Here is a 21,605-nt window from a genome sequence, read left to right as displayed (position 1 = left end):
AAACGCAGATTCCTGTAGGAGCGAGCTTGCTCGCGATGGACGTCAACGATGACGCGTGCTGCCTGAATGAACGCGTTGTCCCGACGTTTTTCGCGAGCAAGCTCGCTCCTACAAAAAAAGAACAAAAAAAAAGCCCGACCAAAAGGTCGGGCTCTTTATAGGTCAAGCCGCTGGATTAGACCAGCTTCTCGAACTCAGGGATGGCTTCGAACAGGTCAGCCACCAGGCCGTAATCGGCCACCTGGAAGATCGGCGCTTCTTCGTCCTTGTTGATCGCAACGATCACTTTGGAGTCTTTCATGCCGGCCAGGTGCTGGATCGCGCCGGAGATACCAACGGCGATGTACAGCTGTGGAGCAACGATCTTGCCGGTCTGACCGACCTGCATGTCGTTGGGTACAAAACCTGCGTCGACCGCGGCGCGGGAAGCACCGACGGCAGCGCCCAGCTTGTCGGCCAGGGCGTACAGGTGTTTGAAGTTGTCGCCGTTCTGCATGCCGCGACCGCCGGAAACGACGATTTTGGCAGCGGTCAGTTCCGGACGATCGGACTTGGCCAGTTCTTCGCCAACGAAGCTCGAAGTGCCGGCGTTGTGCGCAGCAGCTACGGTTTCAACGGCAGCCGAACCGCCTTCAGCGGCAACCGGGTCGAAACCGGTGGCACGCACGGTGATCACTTTGACCGCAGCGTTCGATTGAACGGTAGCGATGGCGTTACCGGCGTAGATCGGGCGCTTGAAAGTGTCAGCGCTTTCAACCGAGATGATCTCGGAGATCTGGTCAACGTCCAGCTGAGCGGCAACGCGCGGCAGGATGTTTTTGCCGTTGGAGGTCGCGGCAGCCAAGATGTGGCTGTAAGCAGCACCCAGTTCGGCCACCAGCGGCGCAACGTTTTCCGGCAGTTGGTGAGCGTAGGCAGCGTTGTCGGCTACCAGCACTTTCGCCACCCCAGCGATTTTCGCAGCGGCTTCCGCCACGGCGCCAGCGCCCTGACCTGCAACCAGCACGTGGATGTCGCCGCCGATTTTGGCAGCAGCGGCCACGGTGTTCAGTGTGGCCGGGGCCAGCACTTTGTTGTCGTGTTCAGCAATAACCAAGATAGTCATTTAGATTACCTTCGCTTCGTTTTTCAGTTTCTCGACCAGTTCAGCCACCGACTTGACCTTGATACCCGCACTGCGTGCAGCCGGCGCTTCGACTTTCAGGGTCTTGTTGGTGGAGGCGGTGGAAACGCCCAAAGCGTCCGGAGTCAGCACTTCGAGAGGCTTCTTCTTGGCTTTCATGATGTTTGGCAGGGACGCGTAGCGCGGCTCGTTCAAACGCAGGTCGGTGGTGACGATGGCCGGCAGTTTCAGGGAAACCGTCTGTGCACCGCCGTCGATTTCGCGGGTCACGGCAACGCTGTCGCCGGACACTTCGACTTTCGAAGCGAAGGTGCCCTGACCATAACCGCTCAATGCCGCGAGCATCTGGCCAGTCTGGTTGTTGTCGCTATCGATGGCTTGTTTGCCGAGGATCACCAGCTGAGGCTGTTCCTTGTCGACAACAGCTTTCAACAGTTTGGCAACGGCCAGGGAAGTCAGATCTTCAGCGGATTCGACGAGGATGGCGCGGTCGGCACCCAGAGCCAGCGCGGTGCGCAGTTGCTCTTGAGCGGTGGACGGGCCGATGGAGACGACGACGATTTCAGTCGCAACGCCTTTCTCTTTCAGGCGTACGGCTTCTTCCACTGCGATTTCGCAGAACGGGTTCATCGACATCTTCACGTTGGCGAGGTCGACGCCGGAATTGTCCGCCTTGACGCGAACCTTGACGTTGTAATCCACAACGCGTTTGACAGCTACAAGAACCTTCATGGATTCCTCGTTACTCTCCGGTGAAAAGAAAGTCGCCTGGGCGAACCTGGCGATTGATGCTCATCGGGCGCAAGGGCACCTCTAAAAACGCCGGCATACGTGTGAAGTGAGCATCGCTCATGATGTTGATGACCGTTCGTCAGTGGTGACCAGCAAGTCATTCAATATCGCGGCGTGTAAACTGCGCGCCAACACTGCGCGGCGCATCACCTTGTACTGCCATCGCCCTGTCTTTAGAGGTGCTCTTGATACCAACAGTCAGCCTACGGCGAGCGCAAAACCGACCGTATCTTGACCGGAACGCCTATTCCGGTCAATACGGCAAAATAGCCGTTCATAAGCCGCGTGACTTTGATTTCTCTGGCTTTGAGCCAATTCAAACAAACGTTTGTATTGGACGCTAGGAGTGGTGTAGATATAATGCGCCACCCAGAGAGAAAGGTGGTCCATCGATTGTCCTCTTCCCCGCTTGCGCAGGGATTCATGGATGCGACACCAAACCTCCAATTAGAAAAAAACTGTTGAGCCTTGAGTAGGAGATAACCTGTGGAACGCGAATACATGGAATTCGACGTGGTCATCGTCGGTGCCGGCCCCGCTGGTCTTTCCGCCGCCTGCCGCTTGAAGCAGAAGGCCGCCGAAGCCGGTAAGGAAATCAGCGTCTGCGTGGTCGAAAAAGGCTCCGAGGTCGGTGCTCACATCCTGTCCGGTGCCGTGTTCGAACCACGCGCCCTGAACGAATTGTTCCCGGACTGGAAAGAACTCGGCGCCCCGCTGAACACGCCCGTGACTCGCGACGACATCTTCGTTCTCAAGAACGCCGACAGCGCGCAAAAAATTCCTGACCTCTTTGTGCCCAAGACCATGCACAACGAAGGCAATTACATCATTTCACTGGGCAACCTGTGCCGCTGGCTAGCCCAGCAGGCCGAAAACCTGGGGGTAGAAATCTACCCGGGCTTCGCCGCTCAGGAAGCGCTGTTCGACGAGAACGGCGTGGTTCGCGGGATCATCACCGGTGATCTGGGCGTTGACCGCGAAGGTCATCCGAAAGAAGGCCTGTACACCCCGGGCATGGAACTGCGTGGCAAGTACACGCTGTTCGCCGAAGGTTGCCGCGGCCACATCGGCAAGCAGTTGATCAAGCGCTTCAACCTTGACAGCGAAGCCGACGCCCAGCACTACGGCATCGGCCTGAAAGAAATCTGGGAAATCGACCCGGCCAAGCATCAGCCAGGCCTGGTGGTCCACACCGCAGGCTGGCCGCTGGACATCATGGGCACCGAGAACACTGGCGGTTCCTTCCTCTATCACCTGGAAAACAACCAGGTGGTCGTTGGTCTGATCGTCGATCTTTCCTACAGCAACACCTACCTGTCGCCGTTCGACGAGTTCCAACGCCTCAAGCATCACCCGGTGCTCAAGCAGTACCTGGAAAGCGGCAAGCGCATCAGCTACGGCGCCCGCGCCATCTGCAAGGGCGGCCTGAACTCGCTGCCGAAAATGGTCTTCAAGGGCGGTGCGCTGATCGGTTGCGACCTCGGTACCCTGAACTTCGCCAAAATCAAAGGCAGCCACACCGCGATGAAGTCCGGCATGCTCGCCGCTGAATCCGTGGCCGAGGCGCTGTTCGCCGAGAAGGATGGCACCGAAGAGCTGACCACTTACGTCGATGCCTTCAAGAAAAGCTGGCTCTACGACGAACTGTTTGCCAGCCGCAATTTCGGCCCGGCGATCCACAAGTTCGGCGCCATCGTCGGCGGCGGTTTCAACTGGCTCGACCAGAACATCTTCGGCGGCAAACTGCCGTTCACCTTGCACGACAACAAGCCGGACTATGCGTGCCTCAAACTGGCGGCCGACTGCAAGAAGATCGACTACCCGAAACCGGACGGCAAGATCAGCTTCGACAAACTCAGCTCAGTGTTCATCTCCGGTACCAACCACGAAGAAGAACAGCCGTGCCACCTGAAGCTGACCGACCCGAGCATCCCGATCGCCAAGAACCTGCCGATGTACGATGAGCCTGCCCAGCGTTACTGCCCGGCCGGCGTGTACGAAGTGGTGACCAAGGAAGACGGCGAGAAGCGCTTCCAGATCAATGCCCAGAACTGCGTTCACTGCAAGACCTGCGACATCAAGGACCCTGCACAGAACATCACCTGGGTGGCGCCGGAAGGCGCTGGCGGCCCGACTTACCCGAACATGTAAGCCGAACGCCTGAACATCAAGGCTCCCGAAATGGGGGCCTTTTTGTTGCCTGCTATTCAAGCCCCAACACCGTCCTACAGGGGATTTTTGGAGTATCAGGCGACGCGCTCATCCCCGGGATTACGCTCGAAGTAGCGCTTGTATTCGCGATTGAACTGCGACGTGCTTTGATACCCGACCCGGTGCGCCACCTGCGCCACGCCCAAACCCTCGGCGACCAGCAACGCCTGCGCCTTGAGCAAACGCAGACGCTTCAAATACTGCACCGGTGACAACAACGTGCTGCGTTTGAAATGCTCATGAAACGTCGACGCACTCATGTTTGCGCAACTGGCCAGGATTTCCACATTCAACGGCTCGGTAAAATGCCCGTGCAGATAGTTGAGCGACGCTGCAATCCGGGCGAACTGCCCCTGCTGTTCCACCAGCGCACGCAACACATCAGCTTGCGGACCGCGCAACGCAACGAACAACAATTCCCGAAGCCGTGCCGGCCCCATGATCTGGCATTCCAGCGGATCGTGCAGGCAACGCAACAGCCTCTCCACGCTACCGCGCATCGCATCGTCGAGCACCGCTGAAGTCATGGACTCCGGCGTTTGCGCAGGAATCGTGCGCCCCGGCACCAGCCCCATGGCCAACACAAGCTCCCCGAGCAGCACTCGGTCGATGGCGATGGACACTCCAAGCATTGGCCCACCCGGCGCCGAAAACGTTTCGCACTCAAAAGGCACCGGCAATGCCTGAATCAGGTAGTGCCCGGCGCCGTACTCCAGCGTTCGCGGCCCCAGATACGCCAGTTTGCTGCCTTGGGCGATGATGACCAGGCTTGGTTCGTAAATCTGCGGACCACGGGCCACATCGCAACTGGCCCGTAAAACCTGCACGCCCGGCAACGCCGTAGGGGTGAAACCATCGCGAGTGGTCAGAGGCTCAATCAGCGAAACCAGCGTGGCATTGGCATCGAGATGACGGGTCAACAACATGAGAGCTCTTCAAAAAAAATCGCGGAAAAAGGGGATGAAAGTATCTTCGCAGGTCTGATCGCCCATTTGATCAAACTAATGCTATTGCCGGAGGATTAGGCATGACACCCGGAGGAATCGCCATGGCCGGTGGCGGATACGGCGCCCAAAATGCACCACCTCACCTGTCACTGCTTCTGCGAGGTTCACCATGTACACCGCCATCGGATACGCCGCCCAGTCGGCCACCACTCCCCTCTCCCCCATGAAATTCGAACGCCGTAGCCCACGGGCCGACGACGTAGCGATCGATATTCTCTACTGCGGCGTCTGCCATTCCGACATCCATCAGGCCCGCAACGAGTGGGGCATTGCTGTTTATCCGCTGATGCCCGGCCACGAGATCGTAGGCAAAGTTACCGCCATCGGTGCGAACGTCACAAAGCACAAGGTCGGCGATCTGGTCGGCGTCGGCTGCATGGTCGATTCCTGCCGCAGCTGCGAAGCCTGCCAGTCGAACCTCGAGCAATATTGCCTCGAAGGTCCGACCATGACGTATGCCACACCGGACCGTATGGATGGCAGCAATACCATGGGCGGTTATTCCGACAGCATCGTGGTCAGCGAGCACTTCGTCGTGCGCATTCCGGAAAAACTCGACCTGGCCAGCGCCGCACCGATCCTCTGCGCCGGCATCACCACCTACTCGCCGCTCAAGCATTACGGCGTGAAGGCGGGTGACAAGGTCGGGATTCTCGGCATGGGCGGCCTGGGTCACATGGGCATCAAGTTCGCCAAGGCGATGGGCGCGGAAGTCACGCTGTTCACCCGCTCGGCAAGCAAGGCTGAAGAAGGTCGTCGCCAAGGCGCGGACCACGTGATCGTGTCCACCGACGCAGAGCAGATGAAGACCGCGGCCGGACATTTCGACTTTCTGCTGGACACCATTCCGGTGCAGCACGACCTCAATCCCTACCTCGATACTCTACGTTTCGACGGCGTGCACATTCTCGTGGGTTTGATTGAACCGATTGATCCACCGGTCCACGCGGCCAAACTGGTGTTGGGCCGTCGCGTACTGGCCGGCTCGCTGATCGGTGGCATCGCCGAAACTCAGGAAGTGCTGGATTTCTGCGCTGAGCACAACATCACCTGCGACATCGAAATGCTCGACATCCGCCAGATCAACGAGGCTTTCACCCGCATGATCGCCGGTGACGTGAAGTACCGCTTCGTCATCGACATGGCGACTTTGAAGATCTAAACCTTCAAGCCAAGCTCCGCCGAAAGCCGGGCCGTGACCCCTTTGATCAGGGGAATCAGCTCGGCCATTTTTTCCAGTGGCATGTACGGCACGGTGCTGGCAATGCTGATACCGGCAACAATGCGCTGGCTGGCATCACGAATCGGCGCGGCCACACAGCGAATCGACGGTTCGTTGTCCTCCAGATCGAAAGCGTAACCGCCCGCCACGTACTCGATCATGCGCTGCTGAAACTGCTCCCAGGATTGCTCCGGGTGCTGCGGCCAGAAAAGATTTTTCCCACCCTCCGGCAAGCTGACTTCGTACAGCCGTTGCCATTCTTCCTGCGTGTCATCCAGCATCAGCGCCTTGCCGATTCCGGTGCGCGCCAACGGCATGCGATGGCCGACCCGCGAGCGCATTTCCGGGCCATTTCGTCCCGGATTCTTGAGCAGGTACAGCACCTCGTCACCTTCACGAATCGCCAGGTGAATGGTGTCGCCGGTCAACGCCGACAACTCATCCAGATACGGACCGGCCAGGGTCACCAGGGGCAGTTCCTCGCGCGCCTGGAAACCCAGCTCGATCAGCTTCGGCCCCAGCAGATAACCGACTTGCGGCACCACGCGCAGATAGCGCTCGTCCACCAGGCAACTGGCCAGACGATGGGTGGTGCTGCGCGTTGTGCCGATCAGCCGGGCAATTTCCTTGAGATCGCGGGCGCCACTGGCCACGGCCTGCACCACACCCAGACCGCGAAGCAGAGTCTGAGTGCCGGTGGGCGCGGCGTCCTTGGCGATTTTTGGGGCGTCTTCCTGCATATCCAGCCTTTACCGTTGAGCGAGGGAACGGGCGGCATTATGGATTGAGGTGAGTTAAAAATCACTCACCACTCGGCGAAGCTGCCATCGGCATGGCGCCAGATCGGGTTGCGCCAGCGGTGCCCGACCGCCGCGCGTTCGATCACGTATTCCTCGTTGATCTCGATCCCCAGGCCCGGGCCGTTGGGGATTTTCACGAAGCCTTTGTCATAATCGAACACCCGCGGATCCTTGACGTAATCCAGCAAGTCGTTGCTCTCGTTGTAATGAATGCCCAGGCTCTGTTCCTGGATGAACGCGTTGTAGCAAACCGCGTCCAGTTGCAAACACGCCGCCAAGGCAATCGGGCCCAGCGGGCAATGCAGCGCCAGCGCGACGTCGTAGGCTTCGGCCATGTTGGCGATCTTGCGGGTTTCGGTGATACCGCCGGCGTGCGACGCGTCCGGCTGGATGATGTCGACGTAACCTTCGCTGAGCACGCGCTTGAAATCCCAGCGCGAGAACAGGCGCTCGCCAAGGGCAATCGGCGTGCTGGTCAGCGGCGCCAGTTCCTTCAGCGCTTCGTAGTTTTCGCTGAGCACCGGCTCTTCGATGAACATCAGTTTGTACGGATCGAGTTCCTTCATCAGCACCTTGGCCATGGGTTTGTGCACCCGGCCATGGAAGTCCACGCCGATGCCGACATTGGGGCCGACCGCATCACGCACGGCGGCGACGTTGGCCAGGGCCAGGTCGACTTTCTCGAAGGTATCGAGGAATTGCAGCTCTTCAGTGCCGTTCATTTTCACCGCAGTGAAACCACGTCCCACCGCTTCTTTGGCCGCGCGCGCAGTGTCTGCCGGCCGGTCACCGCCGATCCACGAATACACACGGATTTTGTCCCGCACCTGACCACCGAGCAGATCGCTGACCGACACACCCAAGGCCTTGCCCTTGATGTCCCACAGCGCCTGGTCGATACCGGCCAGCGCACTCATGTGGATCGCACCGCCCCGGTAGAAGCCGCCGCGGTAAAGCACGGTCCAGATGTCTTCGATGTTGCGTGGGTCTTTGCCGATCAGGTAGTCGGACAACTCTTCAACGGCAGCCGCCACGGTGTGGGCGCGACCTTCGACCACAGGCTCGCCCCAACCGGTCACGCCCTCGTCGGTTTCGACCTTGAGGAAGCACCAGCGCGGCGGAACGATGAAGGTGGTGAGTTTGGTGATTTTCATCTTTTTGTCCCTCTTATAGATGCAGCGCGCTCGGCGCCAAAAAGTCTTAACGCAGAGCGTTCCATGCAGCGACATACGCCTTGGCGTTCACAGCAACTTCTTCAGGCGTCATACCCGGTTTGAACAACCCGGAACCGAGGCCGAAGCCTTTGACACCGGCGTCAATGAACACCTGCATGTTGTCCGGGGTGATTCCGCCGACCGGCGCCAGAATGGTTCCGGCTGGCAGCACCGCGAGCCAGGCTTTGACGACCGCCGGTCCCATTTGCTCGGCCGGGAACATTTTCAGCACGTCCGCCCCTTCGGCCAATGCGGCAAAGGCTTCGGTCGGCGTCGCCACACCCGGCGACAGGTACAACCCCGCCGCCTTCGCCGCACGCAATACCTTGGCATCGCTGTGGGGCATGACGATCACCTGGCCGCCTGCCGCTTTCACCTGCTCGACCTGTTCCGGCGTTAGCACCGTGCCGGCGCCGATCAGGCAATCGGTGGGCAAGGTACTGCGCAGGATACGGATACTTTCGTACGGCTCAGGGGAATTGAGCGGCACTTCGATGACGCGAAATCCGGCGGCGTAAAGGACTTCTCCGATAGCCGCCGCTTCCTGCGGTCGCAGGCCGCGCAGGATCGCGATCAAACCGTTTTGCGCCAGGGCTTGCTTGAGCATGTCAGACCTCCAGTCAGGTTTAACGGGATGGATGTCAGGTGACGAGCCCGGCAGCGAGTGCCAACTGCCATAACCCGCGTTCGGTGGCGTGTTCGGCCAGCATCACGCGAGCAAAACCGCAGGCGTCGAGGGCTCGGCTGTAGCGGGCACAGAGCCCGGCATTACCAATGAGGATGATCGACGGCAGATGAACGCTGTTGCGCCGACGCCGCTGAACAGTAGCCAGTGCCAGCAGCTCGTGACCGATCAGCAGGCCGGACAAATAGTCCGGTTGCGCGCTGCCGCTCAGCTCGCCGGTCAGCCCGAGGCTGCGGGCACTGAACAACGTCGACAACGGCCCCATCTCGCCATCCGCTGACAGGGCCACTTGCACACCACGGTCAAACGCGTCGCCATCGAAAGTTGCGCCGAGTTGCTGGGTGCGCCCGAGAATGCTGTGTTCGCTGAGCACGGCGAAGACTTCGCCGGTCATGAAGGTATCGAAATGCACGATGCAGCCGTCGGCCACTTCCACCCATTTCGAATGACTGCCCGGCAGACCGATCAACAGATCACCGCCCTTTCCATCCGGCAGATTTTGCAGCACGCCGAGAACCTGGGTTTCTTCGCCGCGCATCACGTTCGGCAGATGCGAACGCTGAATCACGCCCGGCACGATGTGCACATTGACACCGCGAAGACTGCGAATAGTTTGTAGGGAAGTTCCCAGATTGGCGACGTTTGCCGGCGTGTCGCAGTAGGCCGCTTCGCGCCAGCCTTGAGCGCTGCCGACCATGCCACAGGCGATCACCGGCAAATCAGGCTGCGCATCAAGCCAGTCACCGCAGGCCTCATCGAAGGCCAATTCAAACCCGTCGGTGTACACCTGACCGGCGATCACTCGCGGCGCTCCAGGCAACTGCATGATTCCGCACGACAGCGAACGCTGATCGAACACCTTGCCGTCTGCGGCGAGTTTGTAAGCACGTAATGAGGTTGTCCCCCAATCGAGCGCGATCAATTGCGCCAGCATCGCTTCACCTGTTTTGTTTAATGGCAGTGAGTGAGCTGGACTATAAACCCGGTCGCGGGGAAATCTCAATATATAAATATCACTCCCACATATTGGGATAAACTCAAAAAAAGAATTACTTGCCCTCCGCAAACTCCCGCAACACCGCCCCATCCATCCGATACCGCACCCACTCTTCCTGCGGTTGCGCACCCAGCGATTTGTAGAATTCGATCGCCGGCTTGTTCCAGTCCAGCACGCTCCACTCGAATCGGCCGCAATCATTGGCGCAGGCAATCTTCGCCAAGTGGCGCAGCAGGGTTTTACCGGCGCCGCCGCCGCGCTGTTCGGGAGTGATGTAGAGGTCCTCGAGGTACAGGCAGTTGCTGCCGAGCCAGGTGGAATAGCTGAAGAAGAACACGGCGAAGCCGATCGGCAAGCCGTCGCGCAGGCAGATCAGGCCGTGGGCGGTGGCGCCTTCGCTGAAAAGGCTGCGCTCGATGTCGGCAACGCTGGCGATGACTTCGTGGCGGGCCCGTTCGTAATCGGCCAGTTCAGTGATGAATCCGAGGATTTGCGGTGCATCGCTGGGGGTCGCGGGGCGGATTTCGATCGTCATGGACGTGCCTTCGTCAAAGTGGAAAACGCCATACTAAGTCGGCGCGCGATGTGTGGCGAGGGAGCAAGCTCCCCTGGGAAAAAAGCGCTTCAGCCACCGAACCGTTCGTCGTTCATCAGGCACCAAACCAAATCGGGGGCGGACCAATATCGGGTAAGGACTCTAATTAAATGGAGACGACACCATGATCATGTCCCGACTGACCGCCTTAGCTCTGGCTACGCTGTTGTCCTCTACTGCCTTCGCCGCCACCGACGCCACCGGTACCGACCCGGTCGAGAAACCCAAATCCCCCGCCATCCAAAGCGCACCCGGTATCAACACCAATGGCACAGGCATCGACAGCAACCTGCCTCCGTCCACGGGCACCGACCCGCGGATCCAGGGCAACGACGCCGGCCGTCAAGGTGGCATGAACATGCCCGCCCCCCAGGCACCCGATAACGCAGGCTCCGGCACCGGGTCGAAAACCACCACCGGTGGCTCGGGTTCCGAAGGCGGCGCCAGCCAATAAATCGCCCACGCGAGCTATCCACATCCATGAAGAGGTAACCATGAACGTCGATAAAAGCCTTGAAAAAGAAGTCCTGACCCGCTTGCTGCATGCCCATCCGAGCGGACTAGGCAAGGAGCTTCTGGACAATTACCGGGGAGAGAAAGTCGTAGCGAGCACCCTCGCCACGCTGCAGGATCGCGGGTTGATCCAGCACGGTCATGTGATTTGCAACGAGGCCGGTGAGCACTCGTTGAATTTGCCGATCAAGTTGAGTTCGGCTGGGGTTGAGGCGGCGCGAAAGCTGGACGTGTAAACGTTTGAGGGCCCCCTCGCGGGCACGCCTCGCTCCTACAAGGAATCGCGTGATTCCTGTAGCGAGGGTTGCCCGCGAAGACGTCAGATCAGGCGCCTGAGGTCTTGCTGATCAACGCATTAACCTCATCAGCCCCAGGCGAAGTCGCCGGCCCCCACCGTGTGACCGCCAACGCCGCTGCCGCATTCGCCCGCCGCGCCGCCTCTCCCGCCGACAACCCTTGCGCCAAACCGGCCACAAACACTCCGGCGTGTGCATCGCCCGCGCCGTTGCTGTCCACCGCTTCCACTTCGAAACCCGGCACATGCTGACGATCGCCGCGCTGACTGATCCAGCACCCTTGCGGCCCATCGCGAATCACCATCAACACATCGGCGGGCAGATGATTGGCCAATCGTTCCAGTGCCTCGGCAATGTCCGCCGCCCCGGTAAACTGTAGCGCCTCAACGCTGTTGCTGGTCCACAGATCAACGCGCGTCAACAAGGCCCGCATCAACGGCGCATCAGACGTTTCCACCAACGGGCCCGGATCGAACACCACCTTGACCCCGGCAGGCAACGCCAGCAACCAATCCACCAGCGCCTGAGCCTTGCCGACCTGCAGGAGGCTGTAGCCACTGACGTAGACATAATCACCCGCCTCGGCCGGCACGCTCGCCAGGTCCTCGTCAGTCACTTCGCCCTCGGCACCAATGTAGGAAATGAAACTACGTTCAGCCGAGGCGTCCGTGATTGCCACGCACAATCCGGTATCTCGCTCGGCGCTGTGCCTAATGCCGATACGAATGCCTTCAGCCTTCATCGCCTCACGCGCCATATCACCGAAACGACCGGTGCCATGACGGCCAAGGTAAACCACCTGCATGCCATTACGCGTAGCGGCGGCCATCACGTTGAACCCGCCGCCGGCTTGGAAACTGGCGGACTGCGCCAGCACGTCGCCGCCCGACCGCGGCAGTTTATCCACGGCCATGACCAGGTCGATGATGACCTGGCCGGTGTGCAACATTTTAGGCATGAGCGCTCTCGATCAACCCGGCGCGGCGATCCTTCGCCCCGCCGAGTACCAGGTAAATCCCGCCGGCCACCAGGAAAGTCACGACCCAGCCGAGGCCGTTATGACCCAGCCAAGAGTCGGACAGGAACCCGCGGAACCAGACGGTTTGTTCGGTGGCGCCGATGGTGGTGAAGCTGAAACCCAGCACGATCGCCAGCGCCCACGCACCAAAGGCACGCCACTCGACACCACCGAGATACCAGTAGGCGCTGCTCGGGCTTACGTCCAGCAGGTCTTTCGGGCTGTAGTAATGACGATGAATCAGGTCGACGACGAAGATCCCGACCCACGCCGTGATAGGCACCGCCAGCAGGGAAATGAAGGTAATGAACGGGCCGTAGAAACTGTCGGCGATCAGCATGAAGTAAATCGAACCGGCGAAGATCGCAACGATATCAACGACGACTGCGTAGACGCGTTTGACCTTCAGGCCAAGGGTGAGTGTAGTCAGACCAGCCGAATACACCGACAGATTGTTCGACAGCAGCAAGCCGCCGAAGGCGGTGATCAGGTACGGCACGGCCATCCAGGTCGGCAGCATGTCGCGGATCGCGATGATCGGGTCGGTGGCCGAAGCCAGGTCATTGTTACCCACCGACAGCAAGCCGCCAAGGGTGATCAGCAACACCAGCGGAATTCCCGCTCCGAAGGCGGCCGAGGCCACCAGACGCACGGCCTTGACGCTGCGGTGCTGATAGCGCGACATGTCGGCACCGGCGTTGGCCCAACCAATCCCGGTGCCGGCGGCCATGGTGCCGACGCCGATGATCATCGCGCTAAGCGGTGCAGGCGTAGCGTTGAACACAGCGCTCCAGTCGACGGTGGCGCAGAGGAAACCGCCGACCAGAATGTTCAGCGCGCCGAACACGTAGGTCGCCCACTTCTGAATCACCAGCAACGTCGCGTGACCGAGTCCCGACACAGACAAGGTCAGCAGCACGAAAATCGCGATGAAGATCAGGGTCAACACAGGCGCACTTTTGGCTTCCACCGCAGAGCCGAACAGGATCGAGCACAGCGACAACAACACGAAAGCGGCTGTGGTGGTGTTGACGGTTTCCCAACCCAGCCGCGACATCAGCGAAACCAGCGTCGGGCCGATATTGCCGCGCACACCGAAGATCGCCCGTGACAGTGTCAGGCTCGGTGCGCGACCACGGCGACCGGCGATGGAAATGATCCCGACCACCGCGAAGGAACCCGCGGCGCCGAGGATCGCAACGATGATCGCCTGCCAGATCGCCAAGCCGCGGAACGCCACCAGCGTGGCACCCAGCGGCAGGCCGAGGATGGAAATGTTCGCGGCAAACCAGACCCAGAACAGCTGCAGCGGATGACCGTTGCACTCCGCTTCCGGCACCGGCTCGATGCCACGGGTTTCCAGTTGCCCGGCGCTTTGCCCGGTGTTCGATGAACTCATGAAAATGCTCCTTTTGCCTTTGTTGTGGTTATGGGCAATGACGGAAGACAAAACGACATCCCGGCTGTCCTGGCCAAGTCAGTGCGGTCCATTGCGGGTGAAAAATTCAAGTATGCGGCGCGGCCTTCGTCGGATCGCCGCCCGGAGCAAGCCCGCTCCCACATGGGAACGCGATCAACTGTGGGAGCGGGCTTGCTCGCGAAGAGGCCAGCCCAGTCAACGCAAATCTAAAAGCCCCTGCACCAACGGCTCCAGATCCAACGCGTTGACGGCTTTGACCTTGTCGATCATCGCCACCGGCCAACTCTCAAGCCCCAGACAGGCCCCGAGCATGGCCCCCAGAATCGCCGCGATGGTGTCAGTGTCACCGCCCAGACTGGCAGCCATGCACACTGCTTCGAAGGCGTTCATTTCGCCGACGGCCACTTGTTGCGCCAAGGCAAACGAAACCACCACCGACTCCTGTGACGCTACCGAAGTACCGATCAAGTCGTACATCAAGTCCGCCAGGAACGCCTTGTCACTGTCGACGCTGATGGTCCGCGCCCAACTGATGCGCGAGGCAATGCGCCCGCCCGCGACCCAATGGCCGTGGCTTTCCGCCTGCTGAGCGACTTGCTGGCCGAGGTTCAATGCCTCGCCCAGATCCATGCCGTTGATGCCGGCAGACACCACTGCCGCCACCGCTGCTGCGCTGGAAATACCCAACGTGGTGTTGTGAGTGACCTGGCAGGCCTGCACGACGGCGTTGATGAAACGCTCGGGATCGCTGACATTCGCCGAAATCCCGACCGGTGTGATACGCATTGCCGCGCCGTTGGTGGAGCCGTAGCGCCCTGCTTCTTCCGGCGAATGACCGGCGAGGATCATCTCGATCGCCCGTTTGGTGGAAGGCCCGAGCAAATCCTTCGAGCCCTTCGCCTCCATCGCGGCTTCCCATGCGATCAGGCGTTGGGCGAGTACCGCCGGTTTGATCTTGCCCTTGCCGTCGATCAACAACTGACCGACCAGAATTGCCTGCTCGGTGTCGTCGGTGATCGAGCCCTTGGGCATGTTTGCAGCGATGGGTTGATCGGGGCCGGCGTCTTGCAGATCAGTGATTTCACCGAAACGCGCCTTGATCTCCGCGCGGCTCAGGGACTGGGTCGGCATGCCCAACGCATCGCCCAGGGCCAATCCGTAAAATGCACCCAAGGCACGATTGAGCGCGGTCATTGTGGGTTTCCAAATTGCAGGTGCAGGCGAAAGTGCACGGGATCGAGCAGGCTTTCGACTTGCTCCATGAAGCGGTTTTGCCGGTCGTACGTGGTGCGCAAGGCTTTGAGGAACACCGTTCCGACAGGGCGGCCGAGCAGCTCGGCGTCTTCGGTGTTCAAGGGTTCGGCGCCGAGCCATTGATCACCGCGCTCGCCGATGTAGCCGTAGGCAGCCAGGGTGATTGTCAGGGAATTGTCGATCAGCCCGACACGCGGCAGGCTTTCCAGGCCTCCGGTGGCGGGCATCAACGAACGTTCGAGGGAAACCAGCGTACCGTCATTGGAACGACGGCGACGGTCGAGCGTGATGAACTGGTCGGTGCCGAAACGCGACAGCAGGTCAGGACGGGTCACCGCCTCTAGCCGCAACACCTCGGTGTTGACCAGCGCTCCGCTGTCGGCCAGGGCTTGCGCCCAGCCGTTGCGCTGATCGAGCACCACACCGTCGAAGGTGACGATGGAACCGACCCCGCTTTGCGTCGCGATGTAGTGGCGCCGTTTCAGTTCGGCCAGGGCTTCACGCAGCGTGCCGCGGCTGACTTTGAATTCTTGAGCCAGCTGATGCTCACCCGGCAATAGAAAACCGTCCTCCATGAGGCCGCTTTCAATGCGCCGGATGAGTTCGTCGACCACCCGTTGTTTCTTGTCGAATCGTACCTGTCTAATCATGTACAACGTGATAACCGAAACGGGTTGTAACGGGCAAGACATATTTAGGGGAGATGACGGGAGGCCGGGGATTTAAGAGTCCCCTGTGGGAGCGAGCTTGCTCGCGATGGCGTTGGCACATCCAACATCAATGTGTCAGACCTGCCGCTATCGCGAGCAAGCTCGCTCCCACAGGTAACGGAAAATCAGCGTTGTTTCAGGCGGTCGATGACGACGGCCAGCAGCAAAATCGAACCACGAATCACATACTGATAAAACGTATCGATGTTCTTCAGGTTCATCGCATTCTCGATGATCGCCAGAATCAACACCCCGGCAATCACATGCCGGATCATGCCGATCCCGCCACTCAGCGACACTCCGCCGAGCACGCAAGCCGAGATCACCGTCAGTTCGAAACCCTGGCCGATCATCGGCTGACCGGACGTCATCCGCGAAGCCAGAATCACCCCGGCCAGCGCCCCGATCACGCCATGCACGGCGAAGATGATGATCTTGGTCCGGTCAACATTGACCCCGGCCAGCAATGCCGCTTCCTGGTTGCCGCCGATGGCCATGGTGTTGCGCCCGTAGGTGGTGTAGTTCAGCAGCCAGCCGAAAAACAGGAAGCAGACGATGGTGATCAGAATCGGCACCGGCACACCGAACAACTGGCCGTTACCGAAGACGAAGAATGATTCCTGCGACACGCCCACCGCTTTGCCATTGGCAAAAATGTAAGCCAGACCGCGAACGATCTGCATGGTCGCCAGCGTGGTGATCAATGCGTTGACCCGCAACTTGGCAATCACGATCCCGTTTATCAGTCCGACGATCAGCCCCATGCACAGCGCCGCAGCCACGCCGAGAAACACACTGTCGGTGTCGCGCATTACCACCGCCGCGACCACGCCGGCACAGGCAATCACTGACCCCACCGACAGGTCGAAATGCCCGGACGCCAGGCAATACAGCATGGTGCACGCGGCAATCCCGGTGGTGGAAATCGCCAAGCCCAGGCCGCGCATGTTCAGCGGCGAAAGGAAGTTGTCGATCAGCAAGGTGCAGAGCACGAAAATGCCGACGGCCGCCAGCAGCATCACCCAGTCGTCGAGAAAACGCCGCAGGTCCAGCGGTTTACGCGTGGTAGGCAGAGCGTTGTTTCGGGTTGTCATCATAGTCACCTCTCAGTTCGTCACGCCGTCATCGCGTTGGCGCGGCAAAGCCAATTGCAGCAGGTTGGATTCGTTGGCTTCGTCACGGGACAGTTCACCGCGCATCGCGCCTTCGCAGAGCACCAGGATGCGGTCGGAAATGCCCATGACTTCCATCAGGTCGCTGGACACCACGATCACCGCGATTCCGCTTTCCGCGAGGTTATGGATGATCTGGTAGATCTCGGCTTTGGCGCCGATGTCGATGCCGCGAGTCGGTTCGTCGAGCAGCAGGATTTTCATCGGCATCGACAGCCAGCGACCAAGAATCGCCTTCTGCTGATTACCGCCGGACAGGTACATGATTTTCTGCGCCGCGTTGGGCGTCTTCACTTTCAGCGCCTTGATCTGCTTGTCCGCGTTGCCCTTCTCCCACAGGCCGCGCAACAGGCAACCCAAGGTGGAATGGGCACCGCGCGCGCTGATGTTGATGTTCTCGGCAACGCTGGAGAGCGGCAGGATGCCCTCCTTCTTGCGATCCTCTGGGCACAGTAGAATGCCGGCTGCAATCGCATCGCGGGGTGAACGCAGCTTCAGCTCATGGCCGCGCAATTCCAGGCGCCCGGCGGTGTTGCGTTCAAGGCCGCTGAGCATGCGAAACAGTTCGGTGCGGCCGGCGCCGACCAGGCCGAACAACCCCAGAATTTCGCCTTTGTGCGCGTCGAAACTCACCGGCTCGCGCAAGCCCGGCCCGAGTAAACCGTCGACCCTCAGCGCCACCGCGCCCCGCTTGCGCGGGCGGTAGTCGTAGATGTCCTGAATGTCGCGCCCGACCATGCACGTGACCAACTGATCGTGAGTCAACTCGCTCATGTCCTCGAAAGTGCGCACGTAGCGGCCGTCCTTGAACACCGTCACCGCGTTGCAGATGCGGAACACTTCTTCCATGCGATGGGAAACGTAGAGCACCACTTTGCCCTCGTCGCGCAGGCGTCCGATGATCGTCATCAAGCGATCAATTTCTCGCGCCGAGAGGCTGCTGGTCGGCTCATCGAACGCAATCACATGGGCACCACGGGACAACGCCTTGGCGATTTCCACCAGTTGCCGCTGACCGAGGGACAGGCGCCCGACTTTCTCCTGCGGATCGATTTCATCGGCCAGGCCTTTGAGGCAGGCCAAGGCTTGCTGACGCAGCACGCCGCGATTGATCAGGCCGAAACGGGCGGGCAAATGACCGAGAAAAAGGTTCTCCGCCACACTCATTTCCGGGACAAGGTGCAGTTCCTGATGGATCACCGCCACCCCACTACCGATGCTGTCGGCGGTGGATCTGAAGATCATCGTTCGCTCGCCGATCTGCAAATCACCGCTGCTCGGCGTGTAAGCGCCGCCGAGGATTTTCAGCAGGGTCGATTTGCCGGCGCCGTTCTCGCCCATCAACGCGTGAACCTGCCCCGGATGGGCGACGAAGCTGATGCCGTCCAGCGCCTTCACCCCGGGAAAGGTCTTGCCGATCCCGTTGAAGCGCAGGCTACCGCCGACGCTGTCATGTTGTGTCTGTACGTGCGCGTGCATATCTCACCTCATCAACAGGTCAGGCAACCCCTTCGCCGGGGCCGCCGATGAAATCAACCGCCCCTCAGTTCCAGAGGCCGATCTTTTCCAGTTCCTGCTTGAAGTTGTCGCGCGTGATCAGGGTCACGTCGTCCATCGCCGTGTACTTCGGTGGTTCTTTGCCGGTGGTGACCCACTCGTACATCATCTCGGCGGTTCTGTAGCCCTCGATGTGCGGGCTCGGCAGCATCGAGCCGAAGAAGCCGCTGTCGGGTTTTTTCAGCTCGCCAATCGCGTCGGTGCCATTGATGCCGATGCCGATCACGTTGGCCGCGGCAAAACCGGCGCTCTCGGTGGCGCGCACGCCGCCCAGCACAGTGTTGTCGTTCATGCCGCCGATGATCAGGTTTTTCGCCGAGCCTGGCAGTTTCACCAGCGCCGAGTTGGTGGCGTCCATGCTGCCCGGCACGTCGAGGGTTTTCAGTGCCGAGAAGAGGATGTGGTCTTTTGGCATGCCGGCGTCTTCCAGCGCTTTGACCGAACCGTCGGTGCGCTTCTTGCCGGTGTCGAGCTCGTTATAGGTGTTGATCACCGCGTAGGTGTCTTTCCAGTCCCAGCCGCGTTTTTTCGCTTCGCTGGCCATCGCCGCGCCCTGTTTCTGGCCGACTTCAAAAGCCGCCATGCCGAGGTACGGAACGTCCTCCATGAACTTGCCGCTGGCATCGACAAAGCGGTCATCCACGGCAATCACTTTCAAACCGTTGAGCTTGGCCTTGGCCATGATCGCCGGGCCGAGGGACACGTCCGGCGGGCAGATCACAAAACCCTTGGCGCCGTTGGCGGCCAGGCTGTCGATGGCGGAAAGGGTCTTCTCGCCATCCGGCACGGCGATCTTGATGACTTTGAAGCCCTTCTCTTTGCCGGCCTTTTCCGCGAACGCCCATTCAGTCTGGAACCAGGGCTCTTCAGCCTGCTTGACCAGAAAACCGATCTTCACTTCCTCGGCCGCCAGCAGCGAGCTGCTGAGACTGAACGCAGTAACCGCCAGAGCGGCAGAGAACAGGGAACGGATCCCACGACGACGATTCATAAGCTGACTCCTTGTTATTTTTTTGAGCGTTATTTTGAAAGCCGGTACAGCAAATAGTCATATCGTATGATGATTGGATTTCAGGCGTAGTTCCGCGCCTGAAAACCCTTTTCCTCAGTCGTGGTACATGACCGAGCGACCACCATCGATGGTGATGCACGATGCGTTGATGAATGGCGCTTCGTCGCTGGCCAGAAAAACGGCGGTCATCGCCACTTCAATCGGCTGACCGATGCGCCGCGGCGGATGCAGATCGAATGCGCGCTGGCGTTCGGCGTGCGGGTCGGAAAAACCGTTCCAGTAATCGACGTTCAACTGGGTTTCGATGTAGCCCGGAGCGATGGCGTTGACGCGAATGCCCTTCGGCGCGTATTCGATGCCCAACGCGCGGGTCAGGCCAAGCAAACCGTGCTTGGCCACCGGGTACGGAAAGCAGCCCGGAATAATGTGATTTGAATGGGTCGAGGCGATGTTGATGATGCTGCCGACGCCCTGCTCGATCATTTGCGGCAGCACCGCCTTGCAGCCGTACCACGCGCCGTCGAGGTCGATGGCGAAGCAGCGGCGCCAGTCCTCTTCGGTCATTTCCAGAGGATCGCGGAACACGTTGACGCCGGCGCAGTTGACCAGCACATCGATGCGGCCATGCCGATCGATCGCCAGTTCGGCCATGGCGTGCAGGTCCTGCTGGTTGGACACATCAGCCTTGATTGCGTGAACGTTGAAGCCTCTGTCCCGCCACCGCGCTGCGTTTTGTTCGACTTTCTCACCCAGAATGTCGCTGATGATCAATTTCGCTTGCTGTAAGGCGAAGGCCGCGACGATCGCCTCGCCAATGCCTTGAGCGGCGCCCGTCACCAGCACGATTTTGTCGTTCAGGCGCTTGCCCTTTGGCGGTTCGGGCAGCGGCGGCAGGGAGAGACGTTCAGCCATGGATCAGAACTCCCTTTTCCAGGCACGACAAAAGCCGGGCATCTGTCGATGTCCGGCCAAAAAGCTTTTTGGAAAATCGCTGCATCACTTCACCTGTTTTGTTTTTTTAAGTGTGAGTGCGTGTAACTGATGGAGCCGACTATAAACCCGACCGCCAGACAATCTCAATATATAATTTTACATCCCATATTTTGGGATTTACCCAGCAAATCTCGTACAGGTTTTTCCGGGCACGTCGACCTGAAGCGACAACACCGCGCCGTCCAGCGGATGGTAGAGCGGGCTTGCGGCGCTGGTGATGTAAAGGGTTTTCAGGTCTGCGCCGCCGAACACGCAACTGGTGGGGCGGCTGACCGGCAGTTCGATCACGCGATCGACCTGCCCCTCCGGCGTCAGTCTGAGCAGGCAACTTCCGTCCCAGCGTGTGTTCCAGATGTAACCCTCGCTATCCATCGCCGAGCCGTCGGGTCCGCCGCGTTCATGTGGACCAAACCAGACATACGCGGTGTCCAGACGACCGTCAGTGGTTATGAAATGCCGATAGAGCGTTCTGTCCAAGCTGTCGGCGAAGTAGAGCGTGGTGGCGTCGTCACTCCACAACAACGTGTTGGGAATGCCCAATCCGCGCAGCAGCGGCGTGATCCGAGCATCGCGATCGATACGAAACAAGCCGCCGGAACGCCGCACAATGGGCAGGTCTTCCCCGGTTTCGTCGATGTTGTTCTGCATGGTGCCGAGCCAGAGCCGGCCCTGCGCATCGCAACGGGCTTCGTTGGCGCGGTTGCCGGGTTGCGGGTCGGCGACGCAGAACAAGGTCAGTCGTGGCTCAAGTCCCGGTGAATCCAGATCGAGCCGGTACACGCCGCTGCTCAATGTCACCAGCGCATCGCCGCTTTCACAGGGAATGAAGGCTGACACGTGCTCGGGCATCTGCCAGATTTGCACGTTGGAACCGATCAGGCGCAGTACTTGTTTACCGGCAATATCGACCCAGTAAAGCGCTTGCGTCGGCGCATCCCAGAACGGGCCTTCACCGAGGTGTGCCCGGTGTTCGGTCAATGCGATCCATTCCATGAAACCTCCTGTTGATTGGTC

21 protein-coding genes are annotated in these 21,605 nt (G+C 60.0%); 4 read left to right on the top strand and 17 right to left on the bottom strand.

The features are described 5' to 3' along the window. Positions 1–175: 175 nt before the first annotated feature. Complete coding sequence (locus ACYZT9_RS08550) at positions 176–1,105, bottom strand: electron transfer flavoprotein subunit alpha/FixB family protein (protein WP_462009398.1); 930 nt, start codon at positions 1,103–1,105, stop codon at positions 176–178. Beyond that, entirely contained in the window at positions 1,106–1,855 is a 750-nt protein-coding gene (locus tag ACYZT9_RS08545) for an electron transfer flavoprotein subunit beta/FixA family protein (protein ID WP_003226982.1), read from the bottom strand. It abuts the gene before it with no gap. A 546-nt stretch (positions 1,856–2,401) separates the two neighbouring features. Between ACYZT9_RS08545 and ACYZT9_RS08540 the strand changes: the two genes are divergently transcribed. Continuing rightward, positions 2,402–4,066, top strand: a complete 1,665-nt coding sequence (locus tag ACYZT9_RS08540) for an electron transfer flavoprotein-ubiquinone oxidoreductase (RefSeq protein WP_462009397.1) — start codon at positions 2,402–2,404, stop codon at positions 4,064–4,066. Between the two features lie 95 nt (positions 4,067–4,161). Here ACYZT9_RS08540 and ACYZT9_RS08535 read toward each other — a convergent pair whose 3' ends face one another. Continuing rightward, positions 4,162–5,052 (bottom strand): AraC family transcriptional regulator, encoded by an 891-nt coding sequence (locus ACYZT9_RS08535; protein ID WP_462009396.1) that lies wholly within the window; start codon positions 5,050–5,052, stop codon positions 4,162–4,164. Positions 5,053–5,242: 190 nt separating this feature from the next. Here ACYZT9_RS08535 and ACYZT9_RS08530 point away from each other — a divergent pair, with 190 nt between their 5' ends. Further along, positions 5,243–6,295: an NAD(P)-dependent alcohol dehydrogenase gene (locus ACYZT9_RS08530; RefSeq protein WP_462009395.1), complete on the top strand. Its 1,053-nt coding sequence runs from the start codon at positions 5,243–5,245 to the stop codon at positions 6,293–6,295. Here the strand turns inward: ACYZT9_RS08530 and ACYZT9_RS08525 are convergent. The 5 genes from ACYZT9_RS08525 to ACYZT9_RS08505 all read right to left on the bottom strand — a co-directional run bounded on the left by ACYZT9_RS08525 (position 6,292) and on the right by ACYZT9_RS08505 (position 10,586). Then, positions 6,292–7,095 (bottom strand): IclR family transcriptional regulator, encoded by an 804-nt coding sequence (locus tag ACYZT9_RS08525; protein ID WP_462009394.1) that lies wholly within the window; start codon positions 7,093–7,095, stop codon positions 6,292–6,294. The genes ACYZT9_RS08530 and ACYZT9_RS08525 overlap by 4 nt on opposite strands. 65 nt (positions 7,096–7,160) lie before the next feature. Next, the gene (gene dgoD / locus ACYZT9_RS08520) at positions 7,161–8,309 is read right to left on the bottom strand and encodes a galactonate dehydratase (protein WP_462009393.1); all 1,149 of its coding nucleotides are present in this window, start codon (positions 8,307–8,309) and stop codon (positions 7,161–7,163) included. A gap of 46 nt (positions 8,310–8,355) precedes the next feature. Continuing rightward, the gene (locus ACYZT9_RS08515; protein WP_462009392.1) at positions 8,356–8,976 is read right to left on the bottom strand and encodes a 2-dehydro-3-deoxy-6-phosphogalactonate aldolase; all 621 of its coding nucleotides are present in this window, start codon (positions 8,974–8,976) and stop codon (positions 8,356–8,358) included. 34 nt (positions 8,977–9,010) lie between these two features. After that, complete coding sequence (locus ACYZT9_RS08510) at positions 9,011–9,988, bottom strand: 2-dehydro-3-deoxygalactonokinase (RefSeq protein ID WP_462009391.1); 978 nt, start codon at positions 9,986–9,988, stop codon at positions 9,011–9,013. Between the two features lie 115 nt (positions 9,989–10,103). Then, complete coding sequence (locus ACYZT9_RS08505) at positions 10,104–10,586, bottom strand: GNAT family N-acetyltransferase (protein WP_462009390.1); 483 nt, start codon at positions 10,584–10,586, stop codon at positions 10,104–10,106. Between the two features lie 184 nt (positions 10,587–10,770). On the opposite strand from ACYZT9_RS08505, the gene ACYZT9_RS08500 reads away from it, so the two are divergent. Continuing rightward, entirely contained in the window at positions 10,771–11,100 is a 330-nt protein-coding gene (locus tag ACYZT9_RS08500; RefSeq protein WP_462009389.1) for a hypothetical protein, read from the top strand. Between the two features lie 40 nt (positions 11,101–11,140). Then, positions 11,141–11,395 (top strand): hypothetical protein, encoded by a 255-nt coding sequence (locus tag ACYZT9_RS08495; protein WP_462009388.1) that lies wholly within the window; start codon positions 11,141–11,143, stop codon positions 11,393–11,395. A gap of 88 nt (positions 11,396–11,483) precedes the next feature. Here ACYZT9_RS08495 and ACYZT9_RS08490 read toward each other — a convergent pair whose 3' ends face one another. From ACYZT9_RS08490 to ACYZT9_RS08450, 9 genes are all read right to left on the bottom strand, one after another. Continuing rightward, complete coding sequence (locus tag ACYZT9_RS08490; protein ID WP_462009387.1) at positions 11,484–12,413, bottom strand: PfkB family carbohydrate kinase; 930 nt, start codon at positions 12,411–12,413, stop codon at positions 11,484–11,486. After that, entirely contained in the window at positions 12,406–13,872 is a 1,467-nt protein-coding gene (locus tag ACYZT9_RS08485; protein ID WP_462009386.1) for a purine-cytosine permease family protein, read from the bottom strand. Before ACYZT9_RS08485 ends, ACYZT9_RS08490 begins: the two co-directional genes overlap by 8 nt. Positions 13,873–14,088: 216 nt before the next feature. After that, on the bottom strand, positions 14,089–15,087 hold the full coding sequence (locus ACYZT9_RS08480; protein ID WP_462009385.1) for an ADP-ribosylglycohydrolase family protein: 999 nt from the start codon (positions 15,085–15,087) through the stop codon (positions 14,089–14,091). After that, positions 15,084–15,797: a GntR family transcriptional regulator gene (locus ACYZT9_RS08475; RefSeq protein WP_462009384.1), complete on the bottom strand. Its 714-nt coding sequence runs from the start codon at positions 15,795–15,797 to the stop codon at positions 15,084–15,086. Before ACYZT9_RS08475 ends, ACYZT9_RS08480 begins: the two co-directional genes overlap by 4 nt. A 185-nt stretch (positions 15,798–15,982) precedes the next feature. Next, the gene (gene araH, locus ACYZT9_RS08470; RefSeq protein WP_462009383.1) at positions 15,983–16,951 is read right to left on the bottom strand and encodes an L-arabinose ABC transporter permease AraH; all 969 of its coding nucleotides are present in this window, start codon (positions 16,949–16,951) and stop codon (positions 15,983–15,985) included. A 12-nt stretch (positions 16,952–16,963) separates the two neighbouring features. Next, positions 16,964–18,508: an L-arabinose ABC transporter ATP-binding protein AraG gene (araG, locus tag ACYZT9_RS08465; protein WP_462009382.1), complete on the bottom strand. Its 1,545-nt coding sequence runs from the start codon at positions 18,506–18,508 to the stop codon at positions 16,964–16,966. Between the two features lie 64 nt (positions 18,509–18,572). Then, on the bottom strand, positions 18,573–19,577 hold the full coding sequence (locus ACYZT9_RS08460) for a substrate-binding domain-containing protein (RefSeq protein WP_462009381.1): 1,005 nt from the start codon (positions 19,575–19,577) through the stop codon (positions 18,573–18,575). A gap of 114 nt (positions 19,578–19,691) precedes the next feature. Continuing rightward, entirely contained in the window at positions 19,692–20,510 is an 819-nt protein-coding gene (locus tag ACYZT9_RS08455) for an SDR family oxidoreductase (RefSeq protein ID WP_462009380.1), read from the bottom strand. 198 nt (positions 20,511–20,708) lie between these two features. Next, positions 20,709–21,584, bottom strand: a complete 876-nt coding sequence (locus tag ACYZT9_RS08450) for an SMP-30/gluconolactonase/LRE family protein (RefSeq protein WP_462009379.1) — start codon at positions 21,582–21,584, stop codon at positions 20,709–20,711. Between the last annotated feature and the right edge of the window lie 21 nt (positions 21,585–21,605).

The sequence above is a fragment of the Pseudomonas sp. ZT5P21 genome (genome assembly GCF_054897785.1).
Note: the sequence above shows the minus strand (reverse complement) of the source record. Positions and strands in the feature narration are given on the sequence as shown.